This window comes from Pseudarthrobacter sp. As-47 (assembly GCF_058215595.1).
In genome coordinates, this window is the sequence record NZ_CM177088.1 from 3929755 (window position 1) to 3943838 (window position 14084).

Consider the following 14084-nt stretch of genomic DNA (forward strand, 5'->3'; position numbering starts at 1 on the left):
GCCACCAGCGGGCACATCAACTGGCCGCCCATGGGCAGAACGTAATGGCCATTGACAGCCATCAGCGGTGTGGTGCCCTCACTCAATGACCTGATCGCAATTCGTACCTCGTCGAGTACCTGGCCCAGTTTCATAATGGGCACTGCCAGCAGCAGGACAAGGAGTGCAAACATCACCGCAGCAATGAGGCCGGCGAGAGCACCAACAGACATAGACATTCATCTCCAAGAACTTATATGTGTGAGCACAAAGCTGCTCGTATGGATAGGGAAAGCATGCAGGGGGGGGAAATCCACTGGGTGCCGGGGACCCTTGAAGTCAAGACCAGAGATAGAGGCGCACCCTCACAGCGGATGCCTTCTTGTGCAGCGCGCACCCTGAAAAGCGGCAAGGTATGAAAGAACAACGCGTACCTGGCCGCTCAGGCGAGAGTCCCGCCGCGGAGCAGCAAGTAAGGCGGTACCACGCCAGCACTCGATGGCGCGGACACGCCGGCCGATCGCTAGGCAGCAAATCACGAACCGTCAAGCTCGTCACTGCTAAGCCATCTGAACGCCACCGGCCCCAGCCATTCCTGGGGCCGGTGGCGTTCATGGAATCAGTTCAACTGCTAGCAGTTTGTTGTTGTCGCAGGCGCTGGCCACAACCCAGACGCTGCAGCCGCCATCTACAGTTCTTAGACGCACCACGTGCTCCAGCCGTGTGACTGCCCTTGGGCCGGAAGTGAACCTGGAACACCAAGGAGAGGTCTTATCGAACCCGCGCTCTACGAGTGCAGGATTGCGTTTACGGCGCCCTCCGCGGTTTCCAGGGCCCCTTCGATATAGCCCGGGAACGCCAACGAAACATCGGAGCCTACAAAATAGATCCGGTCAGCAGGCTCTCCAAGTTCCTTATGCACACGAGTAAACTGCCCCACTCGGGGAGAAACCCAGGGTCCTTCGAAAAGTGGGTCTGCAATCCAGTCGTGGTAGTCGATACCCAGAACTTCAACCTCTGGCAGGTAGTAACGCACCGCGTCCTTGACAGCGCTTAGGTCGGTAGCGTCGAAGGATCCTGAGTCCGTAAAAGCGACCAACAGTCGTTCGCTTTCCGAAACCTCACAATAGTCGTAAAGCGTGGGAAAAACTCCGTCTCCAACGCATTCAATTCCTGCTTCGGCTCCGCGCACGTGAATGAGAATCTTCAGTCCCCGGCCGCCATGCCCTTCCTCGATCACTGACAGCCGCCTTTCAGGAAGGGAGGGGGTAAACAGGATCCTCCGCCAAGTGTTCATTGGCGTAGCAACAATCACGGAATGAGCTTGAAATGCATCCCCATTTTTCGCGGTTACGTGCACTACGTCGCCAGACTGGTCTATGCCCGTAACGACTGTATGCATTCTGATTTCAGGAATATCCTGGCCCATCGCGTCGACGAGGTCAGCGGAACCATTAGCAAAGACTTCATCCAGCGAGAGAACCACGCCGAGGATGCTGTAGTGATGTGCTGCAATAAGTTGCAGCGCCCAAAGCGCGGATGCTTCGTCAGCCGGCAGGCCAAGCATGTTCCGCGCCCAAGCGAGCAAGAATTGCCTGGAAACAGGGGGCAAATCGAGTTTGTCAACGTACTCGATTAGTGGAATGTCCAAGTCCTCAAGGTCTTGGTTCTCCAGCCCCTTTTCCAGATCGATCCTGTGTGCGTCCCGCAGCAATGTGTAGATGGCTGCTTCCACTGCAACTGCTTCTAAGCCAGGAATAGGAAATGCCTGGTCCAGTGCGGTCGGTCCAAGGCGATGCTTGAACGAGGTGAACTCGCTAGCAGCTGTAGTGGGAATTCCATACCGGTCCAGTTCAGCCGCTAACCGCGGATGGTGCTTCCGGTGAAGGTACGCTCCACCGATCTCGACCTGTAGATTCGGCACATTCCGGGACTCCCGGGAATACGCTCGTCCACCGAGGCGCCCCCCGCCTTCAAGCAGAACTACTTTCTTACCAGCATTGGTAAGGTCACGTGCTGCTTTCAGCCCTCCAAAACCCCCACCAACCACAATCGCGTCATACAAAGTTTTCTTCCTTCACATTCGTGCCCTAAGGGTGTTCGCTTCTACCCAGAAGTTGCAGGAAACAATGCCCCTACTCCAGGTCCATTGCGCCTCGATCAAGCGCAGGTACACCTGCCCGACCCCAGAGTTCTGTCCAATCTTGGGGCCCTTCCAGGTCAACAATGCCCTTGGTGGCGCGAATAATCTTCTCGGGCGTGGCCGGGAGTTCATAGAGAACAGAACCAAAGGGAGATAGGGCATCATTGACTGCATTGAGTACCGCGGCCGGTGCAGCAATCAGTCCTGACTCTCCCATCCCCTTTACCCCTGATGCTGTCATCTTCGACGGAGTTTCAAGATGCCTGATTTCAAACGGCGGGGAAATGTCCATAGTTGGCGTCTGATAATCCAAGAAGGATGTAGTAGACAAGTTTCCTGACTTGTCATAAACCAGCTGCTCGAAGAGGCCGGCGCCAATTCCTTGAATGACTCCGCCGCGGATCTGACCTTCAACAATTGTGGGATTAATCATTACCCCGCAGTCCTCGACGGAGTACACCTTTTCGACCGTCACGAATCCGGTAACAGGATCCAGCTCAACGATCAGGGCATGACCACCGTTAGAAAACATCGGACGCGATGTGTCCCACGCCTTTGTGAACTCCAGGCCTGGTTCAAAACCGGCAGGCCACTTGGATGAGTCCCAGTAGACCGCCATGGCTACGTCGGCGATGCTCACCCGCGATTCCGGAGCCCCAATTACAGATGCGAAGCCCTCTTCCAACACCACATCTTCCTCAGAAGACTCGAGCATGTTGGCTGCGACGGCAACCAGTTTTTCCCGGATGGCATGGGCTGCACGGTTGACGCATCCACCCGCGATGACAGCGGCGCGGCTTCCGATAGTGCCACTGCCATAGGCGCCCTTGGTGGAGGTACCGGCATCTACGCTGATCGATTCGAAGGGTATGCCCAAGACATCCGCCGCTACCTGGGCGAGGGTCGTTTGATGGCCTTGTCCCTGGGAATTCAATCCCGAAGTTACTGTGACCGACCCAGTAGAATCCATCTTGACGGTCGCCGTATCGTGGAACACATCAGTTGCTCCATGAGCCTGCATCATTCCCGTGCTCTCGCCGCTACTTTCGACGAAGACGCTTATTCCCAGTCCCAGGTATTTCCCGTTCTTGCGAGCTTCTTCTTGTCGAAGAAGAAAAGCCGGGTAATCGACCATTTCTTCCAACGCGTTGATTACTTCAAGAAAGGAGCCCTCCTCATATACGACTCCCTGGGGGTTTGTCCACGGGAATTCCCGGACGACATTCTGCCTCCTGATTTCGAACGGAGAGACCTTCATCTGCCGCGCCAGGTCGTCCATGAGGCACTCGCGGGCAAGAGTTCCCGCCGTGTAGCCAACACCACGGAAGGCGCCCATGGGACACTTGTTGGTAACAGCCCCCTCGTACACATACTCAGCGGCCGGGATATCGTACACACCGGTTGGCGTGACTGCTGCTGTGGCCCAACATTCGACAGCCATAGTCTGCGGGGGCATGTGGTAGGCTCCCCCGTCAACTAAAGCATGGGTACGAACCCCGGTTATTCTTCCCTCAGCGTTGGCAGCATATTGAATTGTCACGAACTGCTCATGAGCGTGTGAACCCGCCAGCAGATTTTCACGGCGATCCTCTACCCACTTCACCGGCGCCTTAAGGTGCTTCGAGGCCAAGGGCATGAGCATTTCTTCTGGAAATACGTGCGCCTTCTGCCCGAAGCCACCACCGGTGTCAGGAGAAATGATCTCACTCCGGGACTCATCGAAACCAAGAAAGAGGCTCAGACACATTTTCACGTAATGGGGCATCTGTGTTGACACCCAAAGTTTGAGCCGATCCTCAGTCCATTCGTAGTCTGCTAGGCAACCCCTCGTCTCCATGGGTGCGGCTGCCACGCGGCCAGGGTGGTACAGGGCGGAAACCACATGCGCAGCATTGCTGAATGCCTCATCCACATCCCCAAAGGTTGCCCGCCCCCGGATTCCCACATTGTCAGGGCGTTCGCCGTTTGCTACCGGGCCTCCTTGAATGGATTGGCGGGGGTCAAGTACGACCTCGAGTTGCTCCAGGTCGAGGCCTACGAGATCACATGCATCTTCTGCTACCGCTCGCGACTCTGCGACTATCAATACAACCGGTTCACCAACGTAGCGGACGACGTCCTTGGCCAGGAGAGGCATGGTCATCGCTTCGCATCCCTCAGCGGTGTACTGCGCTTCAATGCCGGCGCAGTACTCCTCAATGTCCGCGGCGGTCCAGACAAGGTGAACGCCAGGCATTTCTGAGGCGGCCGACGTGTCAATGCCGTTTATTTGAGCATGAGCAGCGGGGCTGCGCACGAAACAAGCATGCAATTGGCCGTCAACGTTGACGTCATTCAGATACTTTCCCCGGCCGGTGAGAAGTCTTGCATCCTCAGTTCGGGGGACCCGTTTACCGATGACGTTTCTTGTTATTGGAGGAGAGAAATAATGTGGGTTATCCATTTTCATTTCCAATCTGGCCCGCTGCATCCAAAACAGCCTCAACAATCGTCTGGTACCCCGTGCACCGGCATAGGTTACCCGACAGGGCTTCGATAACTTCGTCTCTTGTCGGGCTAGGGTTTGATTCAAGCAACTCGGTAGCCGACATGAGGAAGCCTGCAGTGCAAAAGCCGCATTGGAGGGCGTGGTGCCTTTTGAAAGCTTCCTGAAGGGGGCTGAGGGCGGCTCCATCCGAAAGGTCCTCGACCGTCCGGATGGTGCGTCCGTCGCCCTGAGCGGCAAGAGTCAGGCAGGATCGTACAGCCGCCCCGTCCATGAGTATCGTGCACGCGCCGCAGACACCGTGCTCACACCCCAGCTTGATGCCCGTAAGTTTTTGGTCGTTCCTCAGATGGTCGGCCAAGGTATCGCGCGCGTCCACTGCGACAGTTCGGCGACGTCCGTTTACTTCCACGTCAATTTCGACGCGATCTGAAGGCGGTGGTGTTGTCACGTACGTGCTCCTGCTTCAACTATGGTGCGTCGGATCAGCTCCTGCACCAGGCCATGCCGATATTCGGCCGAACCGTGCATGTCTGAGATATACGAGAGCGATTTCGCTCCAGCTTCTGAGGCCACTTCTGCCCTATCCGGCGACAGCTCAGATCCGGTAAGGACCTCTTCTGCATCGGGTACTCGTTGGATCTTGCCGACAGCACCTCCAACGGCGATCCGGGCATCGGAAATGCGCGAATCTTCAGCCGACAAAACGACTGCAATATTCGCGAGCCCGTAGTCTCCGGATCGTCTGGCAAACTCCCCATAGCCCCAACCGTTCGGGCGTGACGGTATCCAAACATCAGTGATAATTTCATCAGCGGCAACACTTGTCATGTACGGACCGACGAACAAGTCATCGGCCTCAATGGTGCGTCGTCCTCTTACGCTTTGGACTTCCACCATTCCATTGAGGGCAACCAGCACGAGTGGCCACTCGCCCGCTGCATCTCCATGAGCCAAGGATCCACCCAGTGTCCCCCGATTTCTAATCTGGGGATGGGCTATGTGCCGTCCAGCTGCCGCCATCATTGGCAGGTGCTTTGCAATGACAGGGGAACTCACGATGGTGGTATGGGTGACCATAGGGCCGAAGCGAATGTAATCTCCAACTTCTTCCATGTCAGTCAGGCCAGGAACGCCTCCGAGGTCTACAACGACGGTCGGTTGGGCTAAACGCATAGCCATGACAGGTAAAAGACTCTGGCCTCCAGCGATCACTTTGGAGTCCTCATCGTTTGACAGTAAGTCGCAGGCTTCTTCGATTGAAGCCGGCGATGCGTATCTAATAGCGGGTAATTTCATCCTTCACTCCCTCGAATGACTTACATCATTCCCTATGGGCCGTGGCTTCTTGCATGGCATCGAGGAACAACTGCGACGTACCTTTTGTCGGAGTGTGCATAAAGAATGTGTCCCGGCTAACATCCGCTTTCCGGCGAGGGCGGGGCGGGTCGAAAGACGGTGGTCCAGGCTGAACGCGTGAACCGTCTTGATGAGTGAGGCCCGCAGAGGGATGCTCTTGAGCCCTTTGGTTTTCCTTTCGGCGCTCGTCCTGAAAGCGCCGCCGGTCCGGTCCTGCGCACAGGAATTGGAAGGCGTCTCCCCCGCTATGCGGCGGCTCTACCTGCCATCGCGCCGTCTCCGAGTAGGGGCTGGCATATGGGCGGAAGGTTCAAGTGCTGATACTCCTGCGGCCACAAAGCGAAATCTCGCCTGATGCATAGCCACGTGGAAGGTCCTCAAGAGACACCACCGGAAGAACCAGGACGGTACACAAACGCGCACCTTCCGGCGGGGCTGGGGGCAGCCAAGTAGCTAGGTGGTGATCGGCTGCTACGCGCTCGTGCCGGAAGCAGGCCTGCCGTGTAGCCAGTACAGACTGCCTATTATCGGCAGGCCTCCGGTGCAGCCCGGATGTGCCGAGGCTGCACCGGCCTACCCGCCGGCGAAAGGGGGGAGCACGTCAACCACATCATCGGGTCCCACAACGGTTGAGTGGTCCCGCACCGCCACCTCATTGAGCAGGAAGCTGCTCCGCGAGAGGATGCGGGAGAGCGGAGGAGTGCCGGCAGGAGGCTCGGGTCGTTCCACGGCCAGCACGGCGTCCAGGAGCCCGGCCACGGTGGTGCCCTCCGGAAGGTCGAACTTCTCTTCCTCGAGACCTGCGGCTGCACGCGCGGCAGCGAAGTAGCGTACGTTCATGACAGTGTCAGCCCCCGATGGCGCTCATGCTGCGGTCCGGCTGGACGAAGTCCGGAGCGTCAAGTCCCACGTGGTCCATGCCGTGGGCCTTTGGCTTGAGCCACATGGCGTCCTGCCAGCGGCGTGCGAGGTCGTCGTCGCTGGCGCCGGACCGCAGGAGGCCAAGGAGGTCGAATTCCTCGTGAGAGAACAGGCAGCTCATGATCTTGCCCTCGGCCGTGATGCGGGTCCTGCGGCAGTCCGAGCAGAAGGGCTCCGTCACCGAAGCGATGATGCCGACTGTCCCCAGCACGGGCCCGTCCGCAGCAGCGGCAACAGACCCGGCCACCCGGCGTCGTACTTCAAAGCGTTCGGCAGGGGCACCGTCACGGGCCCGCGGATCGGGGGTAAGGACGAAGTCGGTGGACAACAGCCCGCGGATCTCGGCCGCGGTGATCATGTTGCGGCGGGTCCAGCCGTGGTCGGCGTCCAGCGGCATCTGCTCAATGAAGCGCAGCTCGTAACCGCGCTCCAGTGCCCATGCCAGCAGCGACGGGGCTTCGGCGTCGTTGATGCCGCGCATGAGGACCGCGTTGAGCTTGACCGGACCGAGCCCGGCCGCCCATGCCGCATCCACCCCGGCCAGGACCTGGTCCAGGAACGGGCGGCGGGTCAGCTTGGTGAATGTTTCCTCGTGCAGCGAGTCCAGGGACACGTTGATCCGGGTCAGCCCGGCCGCCTTGAGCGGCGCGGCCTTCCTGGCGAGCCCCACTCCGTTGGTGGTCATGGAAATCGGCAGGTCGGGATGGTTCCGCCGCAGCTCCGCGATGATGTCCACCAAGTCGTGCCGCACCAGCGGCTCACCGCCGGTCAGCCGCAGTTCGCGGACGCCCAACTGCTCCACGCCGACCCGGACAATACGGACAATCTCCTCGGCAGACATGACCGCCTGCTTCGCAAGCCATTCGAGGCCCTCAGCAGGCATGCAGTATGTGCAGCGCAGGTTGCACTTGTCTGTCAGGGACAGCCGCATGTCAGTGGCACGGCGGCCGTAGCGGTCTACCAGCCCGGCACCCGCGCCGGCAGGACGGGCCGCCGGTACGGACAGCCCGGCATCCTCCCGCGGCTGCGGCATTCCTAACTGGACACTCATGAAATCAGGGTACGCGAAACCAAGATGGACGCGTTTGTGCTGGAAGGGACAATTGGGGCGGCCAGTTATGCCAAGTAGCTATAGCCTGAAACTCCGCTTACCTGCTGCAATCATTCTGCAGCAGGATTACCAGCTAATACACAGCGCAATGGACGCGACGCGTACCTGAAAATCAAGCGAGGAGCCGGCGGCCAAAGCTTCCGTCGGAAAAGTGAAGCGCCCTGGCGTGGCCAAGCAGGATTTCAGTAAAAACCGGAAAGATCTCCCGAAGGCAGGACATGCAGAGGCAAGAAGAGCAGTTGATCGCGCTGACCGGCAACAGTCCCGGCCCGGGGAACACAGGAAACTCGCTGCCGGAACATGAACACCGAAGCATTTCCACGCACCTACAGGCAATCCGGGATGTGCTCTTTCCGCTGTTGACCCCACCCAAGGCTGAGCAATTACCTCTAATGGCTGCGCTCGGTCGCGGCCTGGCGGAGACCTTATATGCACCGATAGATTTGCCACCCTTCACCAACTCACAGATGGATGGCTATGCAGTTAGATCCCAAGACGTAGCAGAGGGCCGGGGACAATTGCGTGTGGCCTCGCCGGTCCCGGCGGGCGCATTGCCGTCCCCTTTGACTCGAGGGACGGCTGCTCCAATCATGACTGGAGCCCAATTACCCGCTGGGGCTGATGCTGTCGTCCCCATCGAGCGGGCAGTGCCAAACCTTTTTCCGCCCCCTGGTTTGGATACGACAGTGCGGCTTCCCGAGACAGCCGCGGGAACGTTCGTCCGTGGTGCTGGCAGTGATATAGCTTCCGGCGAGTGTGCACTCGCCGCTGGCACTGTTCTCGGCCCACGTCAGCTTGGTTTGCTCGCGGCGTTGGGTGTCACTGAGGTTGTTGTTAATCAGAAGCTCACAGTGCTGCTGGCCACCACGGGGGACGAGGTCCTTGAGCCCGGAGAGAACCTCGCGCCAGGAAAGATTTACGACGCAAATAACACTCTTTTGGAGTCCTCGATGCTCCAGGCCGGGCTTACCGTGATCAGGGCGGGCATTGTCAAGGATGAGCCTGGCGCTCTATCAAAGCTCCTGAGAAGTCATGCTGCCCATGTCGACCTGATTGTTACCAGTGGTGGTGTGAGTAATGGTGCCTACGAGCCCGTTAGGCAGGCGATGGTCGATCATGACGTTGAATTTTCCCATGTCGCCATTCAACCCGGCGGTCCCCAGGGCGTCGGCACTTTTGACGGAATTCCAATCCTAGCGTTCCCCGGCAACCCGGTCAGCTGCTTAATCTCGTTTGAGATGTTCCTGCGTCCGCTGCTCAGCGAAATGTTTGCCGCGCCGACACCGAGGCTTTCCTTCCGTGCACCCCTTTCACATCCCCTAACGTCGCCCCCAAAAAAGCACCAGGTCAGGCGGGGAGTCCTCTTACCGAATGGCACAGTACGGCTGGAAGGGGGTGAAGGTTCCCATCTGCTCCGAGCGCTTGCACGGGCAAACGTTCTGGTGCACATTCCGGAGGGAATCTCGGAACTAGCTGAGGGATCGGAGGTGGAGGTGTGGGCATTATAAGGCTAGAAAGTCCTTCTGGTGTGCTCACTCACCTGCGGCTGGACGGCAGTGCGCAAATGGTGGATGTTTCAGGAAAAATTGAGTCCGACCGGGAGGCGACAGCTACGGCAACAGTCCGTACAACTTGTGAAGTTCTGCTGCTGCTCACATCGGAGGGGTTGCCTAAGGGTGACGCCTTGGCCGTGGCCCGGATCGCTGGCATCTTGGCTACCAAGAGAACGTCCGACTTGATCCCGCTGTGCCACCCGCTGCCTATCTCGAACGTGGCGGTCGACTTCGTGCTGGAGTCGGACAGCGTGCAGCTTGTTGCCACTGTTAAAACCAATGGCGTGACAGGTGTAGAGATGGAAGCCCTGACTGCGGTGACCGTAGCCGCCTTAAACGTTTACGACATGATCAAGGCTGTGGACAAGCATGCTGTTCTCACCGATATCCGGGTGCTCGCCAAGAGTGGCGGCAAGAGTGGAAACTGGGCGCTGTGAGCATTCTTGGAAAGATGCATGGTTCTAATGGAAGAGGCTGCGCTGGCCTAATGAGAGGACAGGCATGAGCACTGACCAGCATACGAGTCATGAAAAAATTGCCATCGGACGGAAGCCAATTGGGCGGGCCTTTATCGTGGTCCATTCCGGGCTCAGCGATCAACGGATCTCCGTGGATATGGCCATCGCTGCCGTTGAGTCGAGCGCATCTGGAGCAGTGGTCAGCTTTAGTGGAGTAGTGCGCAATCACGACGGCGGTAAGGCAGTCGAGCGATTGAGCTACACCGCTCACCCCAAGGCGCACCAGGCCCTGAAAGACGTTTTGGAGGCGGTGGCTGCCGAGTACTCGTTTCCAGATGAGGCTGAGGGGACCGTTCCTGTGCGAATTTGGGCGGCACATCGCGTGGGTGTACTCCGGATTGGGGATGCGGCTCTTGTTTGTGCCGTAGCCGCCGGACACCGTGGACAGGCGTTCGCCGTGTGTGCGGAACTGGTTGACCGGATCAAGGATGAAGTACCCATTTGGAAGGAACAGTTCTTTTCCGATGGAACCGTGGAATGGGTTGGTGTCGGGACCGCAGGATGAACTTGTCCGTACCCCTCACGTCTGAGTTGAGGTGATCAGGTCATCCAGGAAGGATCCCCAAGAGTTCTCAGTCAGCACGTAAACGTCGTTGCATTGACCACCGCCACGGTTGTGAGAACCATCAGCAGAGTCGCGAGCCCGGCAATGCACCAACCGGAAGCAAAAGGGTGACTACCCGTGCGCGAATGTAGCGTCGGAGCCCTGCTAGGTATTCCCAAATCATTGAATGATCTATAGAAAGAGCACCATATGAGCATCACCCGTCGCGTCAGCGGCCTACTGGCCGCGGGCGTCCTTGCAGCCGGTCTGGCTGGGTGCGCCGGCCCTACCGCGGGCACAGCCCAGAGCGGATCCACGAATGCAAGCGCCGGCGGCACCCTTACCGTTTACGCCGCCGCGTCCCTGAAATCGACCTTCACCGAAATTGCCGCCGAGTTCGAGGCTGCGAACCCGGGCACGAAGGTCACGCTCAACTTCGCCGGATCCTCGGACCTGGTCACGCAGATCACCCAAGGCGCCCCGGCCGACGTGTTCGCTTCCGCCGACACCAAGAACATGGCCAAGCTCTCGGACGCCCGGCTCATCGACCGAACACCAACCAACTTCGCCACGAACGTCCTGGAAATTGCAGTTCCGCCAGCTAACCCGGCGTCAATTGCTTCCTTCACGGACCTGGCGAAGCCGGGCGTCAAGGTGGTTGTCTGCGCACCACAGGGACCTTGCGGCTCCGCCACCGAGAAGGTGGAAAGGGCCATGGGAACAACCTTGAAACCAGTCAGTGAGGAATCCTCCGTCGGGGACGTCCTAAGCAAGGTCATTTCCGGGGAAGCAGACGCTGGCCTGGTCTATGCCACCGATGTCAAAGCCGCAGGCGACAAAGTCAAAGGCATCAAATTCAGCGATTCAGGCCAGGCCGTGAACACATATCCGATCGCCACCCTGGACAGCAGCAAGAACAAGGAGCTGGCCATTGCCTTTATCGACATGGTCACCGGCAGCGAAGGCAAAAGGGCCCTCGGTCACGCCGGGTTCGGAACCCCATAAGAAACCCTGGACAGCCAGCATGGCAAACCGGCAGAGCACCGGCTACAACGCTGTTCCGCCGTGGATTTTCGCCATCGCGGCAGCAGGAGGGTTGCTTGTCCTGCTGCCGCTGGCGGCCATAGTGGCCAGGATCAACTGGGGGCAGTTCATCCCGCTCGTCACGTCGGAGTCCTCGCTCACGGCGCTCGGCCTCAGCCTAAAGACGTCGGCAGTCAGCACAGTCCTGTGCATTATCTTTGGGGTGCCGCTGGCCCTCGTCCTGGCCCGCGCCAGCTTCCCCGGTCAGCGCCTGCTGCGGGCGTTCGTATTGCTCCCCCTTGTCCTGCCCCCGGTTGTCGGCGGCATTGCATTGCTCTATGCGTTTGGTCGCCAAGGCCTGCTCGGGCGAAGCCTGGAGCTAGCGGGCATCCAGATCGTGTTCTCCACCACCGCCGTCGTCATCGCCCAGACGTTCGTGGCGTTGCCGTTCCTAGTGGTCAGCCTCGAGGGATCGCTGCGCACCGTTGGCGTAAAGTACGAGGCGGTCGCGGCGACGCTCGGTGCCCACCCCACAACGGTGCTGCGCCGCGTCACTATCCCGCTGGTCCTGCCCGGTCTTGCCTCCGGATCCGTGCTGTCCTTCGCGCGCTGCCTGGGCGAATTCGGCGCCACCCTCACCTTTGCCGGCAGCATGCAGGGTGTCACCCGCACCCTGCCGCTGGAGATCTATCTTCAACGCGAAACGGACGCCGATGCCGCCGTCGCGCTTTCCCTGGTGCTGGTGGCGGTGGCAGTGGCCGTCGTCGGGCTTTCCTTCCGGCGGCCGCGGATGCTGGCGGCAGAGGCGGGATCCAAATGACCCTGCACCTCAATGCCGCGCTGCGCGCGCGCAACTTCGACGTCTCCTTCACACTTGAGGCCACGGAAACAGTGGCTGTGCTGGGTCCCAACGGCGCCGGCAAGTCAACCCTGCTGGAGATCATCGCTGGGCTAATCCGCCCTGACAGTGGAAACGCGATGCTCCGACAGGAAAGGCTGTTCGAGCTCGACAATGGGTCAAACCACTTCCTGCCGCCTCACGCTCGGGGAACGGCACTGCTCGCCCAGGAACCGCTCCTGTTTCCGCACATGAGCGTGCTGGAGAACGTAGCCTTCGGGCCACGAGCGGCCGGCGCTAACCGGGCCAATGCGCTGCAGACGGCGTGGCACTGGCTCGCCGAAGTGGAAGCCGAGGAGTTCGCCGACCGGCGGCCAGGCCAGCTCTCCGGCGGCCAGGCACAACGCGTCGCCATCGCACGTGCCCTGGCCACGGACCCCGAACTGCTGCTCCTCGATGAACCCATGGCGGCCCTCGACATCCATGCCGCTCCCATGCTGCGCCGCCTTCTCAAGCGGGTCCTCGCCAACCGCCGTGCCATCATCATCACGCACGATGTTTTGGACGCGCTCGTGCTCGCTGACCGGGCCGTCGTCCTCGAAAGCGGACGGATCACCGAGGAAGGCCCCACCCGCCGGGTCCTGGAAAAGCCGCGCAGCAAGTTCGCCGCCGGACTGGCGGGCATGAACCTGCTCCCCGGAACCATCAGCGGCCACGGGCTCACGTCCCACGGCGGACTAGACATTACCGCGCACCCGGAGGACGGTGCCGTCCCCGGCCAGAACGGCGTCGCCGTATTTTCGCCGACGGCAGTCTCGGTTTTCGGAAGCGCCGAGTACGGCAGCCCGCGGAACTCATTCGCCGTCACCATCACAGACCTGGAACCCCATGGTGACCAGATCCGTGTCCACGCCGGCGCCCTGTCCGCAGATATCACACCGGCCGCCTCGGTGGACCTCGGGCTTACGCCCGGAATGCGCGTCTACTTCGTCATCAAGGCCACGGCCATTACCGTTTATCCGGCGTAGCCTGCAAGATTTGAGGTCATAGGCGATCCTGGACAGCATGCTGCTCCTGCGCACTGGCGACACGCTCGGAAGAGAGTGCGCCTGCGGCAAGGTAATGGCCAACAATGCCGGCCCTAGACGCCTCAACGTACGGCTACAGCCTGACCGCTGGTCTTTCCGCGTTCAGGTACCGGCCTGCAGGGGAGAGAACGGAATAGAGCACGTCAGATCAGTCTTTGCCGTCGCCGCAGCATTTGTGGTTCCGTCGGAATGAGAGGCCCACCTGCAGGACTCCAGCTTTTTTAGACGACCTCTGCTCGACGATGCAGGCTCGGATGTCCGCCGAGGATGATCCCGCTTATAACCGCACAAGACATATTGATGGCCCGCTAAGAGCGGAAGGAGGGCAAGTGGCGCCGCGGGCTTCAGCAAGTCACACGTCTCTAATCTGACGATCGGCGGAACAATCTCAGGCGTTTTCGAATCCATCTCATGAAACGCCGCTCTCCCCGTTTCCCTTCAGCGGGGATAAAGAAATCTGGATCTGTGCCTCCGCGAGGAAGATAGACCTCCTCACCCGGCGCTGGGAACGACGCTGCTGTT

General features: G+C 59.7%; 12 protein-coding genes and 1 pseudogene. 6 read left to right on the plus strand and 7 right to left on the minus strand.

Annotated elements, in window-relative coordinates; all coding sequences use genetic code 11:
- Window positions 1–59: 59 nt before the first annotated feature.
- From AC4BCK_RS18210 to moaA, 7 genes and pseudogenes are all read right to left on the minus strand, one after another.
- Window positions 60–212: pseudogene (locus AC4BCK_RS18210) on the minus strand (DUF948 domain-containing protein); the annotation flags it as partial.
- A gap of 554 nt (window positions 213–766) precedes the next feature.
- Window positions 767–2044 carry a (S)-6-hydroxynicotine oxidase gene (locus tag AC4BCK_RS18215; RefSeq protein WP_363960319.1) on the minus strand — a complete coding sequence of 426 codons (1278 nt, stop codon included), beginning with the start codon at window positions 2042–2044 and terminating at the stop codon, window positions 767–769.
- 70 nt (window positions 2045–2114) lie between these two features.
- Window positions 2115–4565: a 2,6-dihydroxypyridine 3-hydroxylase subunit NdhC gene (gene ndhC / locus AC4BCK_RS18220; RefSeq protein ID WP_363960322.1), complete on the minus strand. Its 2451-nt coding sequence runs from the start codon at window positions 4563–4565 to the stop codon at window positions 2115–2117.
- Window positions 4558–5058: a 2,6-dihydroxypyridine 3-hydroxylase subunit NdhB gene (gene ndhB, locus AC4BCK_RS18225; RefSeq protein WP_354176544.1), complete on the minus strand. Its 501-nt coding sequence runs from the start codon at window positions 5056–5058 to the stop codon at window positions 4558–4560. Before ndhB ends, ndhC begins: the two co-directional genes overlap by 8 nt.
- Window positions 5055–5906, minus strand: coding sequence for a 2,6-dihydroxypyridine 3-hydroxylase subunit NdhA (ndhA, locus tag AC4BCK_RS18230; protein ID WP_009357542.1), 852 nt, complete (start codon window positions 5904–5906; stop codon window positions 5055–5057). The genes ndhB and ndhA overlap by 4 nt, the downstream gene beginning before the upstream one ends.
- 633 nt (window positions 5907–6539) lie before the next feature.
- Window positions 6540–6806, minus strand: coding sequence for a MoaD/ThiS family protein (locus AC4BCK_RS18235; protein WP_363960326.1), 267 nt, complete (start codon window positions 6804–6806; stop codon window positions 6540–6542).
- A gap of 7 nt (window positions 6807–6813) precedes the next feature.
- The gene (moaA, locus tag AC4BCK_RS18240) at window positions 6814–7938 is read right to left on the minus strand and encodes a GTP 3',8-cyclase MoaA (protein ID WP_363960329.1); all 1125 of its coding nucleotides are present in this window, start codon (window positions 7936–7938) and stop codon (window positions 6814–6816) included.
- Window positions 7939–8216: 278 nt separating this feature from the next.
- Here moaA and AC4BCK_RS18245 point away from each other — a divergent pair, with 278 nt between their 5' ends.
- The 6 genes from AC4BCK_RS18245 to AC4BCK_RS18270 all read left to right on the plus strand — a co-directional run bounded on the left by AC4BCK_RS18245 (window position 8217) and on the right by AC4BCK_RS18270 (window position 13502).
- Window positions 8217–9506, plus strand: a complete 1290-nt coding sequence (locus AC4BCK_RS18245; RefSeq protein ID WP_363960332.1) for a molybdopterin molybdotransferase MoeA — start codon at window positions 8217–8219, stop codon at window positions 9504–9506.
- 56 nt (window positions 9507–9562) lie between these two features.
- Entirely contained in the window at window positions 9563–9988 is a 426-nt protein-coding gene (gene moaC, locus AC4BCK_RS18250) for a cyclic pyranopterin monophosphate synthase MoaC (RefSeq protein WP_490566931.1), read from the plus strand.
- A gap of 178 nt (window positions 9989–10166) precedes the next feature.
- On the plus strand, window positions 10167–10574 hold the full coding sequence (locus AC4BCK_RS18255) for a molybdenum cofactor biosynthesis protein MoaE (RefSeq protein ID WP_400594665.1): 408 nt from the start codon (window positions 10167–10169) through the stop codon (window positions 10572–10574).
- Between the two features lie 249 nt (window positions 10575–10823).
- The gene (gene modA, locus AC4BCK_RS18260) at window positions 10824–11618 is read left to right on the plus strand and encodes a molybdate ABC transporter substrate-binding protein (RefSeq protein ID WP_363960335.1); all 795 of its coding nucleotides are present in this window, start codon (window positions 10824–10826) and stop codon (window positions 11616–11618) included.
- Window positions 11619–11637: 19 nt separating this feature from the next.
- A complete protein-coding gene (locus AC4BCK_RS18265) occupies window positions 11638–12456 on the plus strand; it encodes an ABC transporter permease (RefSeq protein WP_490566301.1) in 819 nt (272 codons plus the stop codon).
- Window positions 12453–13502 (plus strand): sulfate/molybdate ABC transporter ATP-binding protein, encoded by a 1050-nt coding sequence (locus AC4BCK_RS18270; protein WP_363960341.1) that lies wholly within the window; start codon window positions 12453–12455, stop codon window positions 13500–13502. Before AC4BCK_RS18265 ends, AC4BCK_RS18270 begins: the two co-directional genes overlap by 4 nt.
- Window positions 13503–14084: the final 582 nt, after the last annotated feature.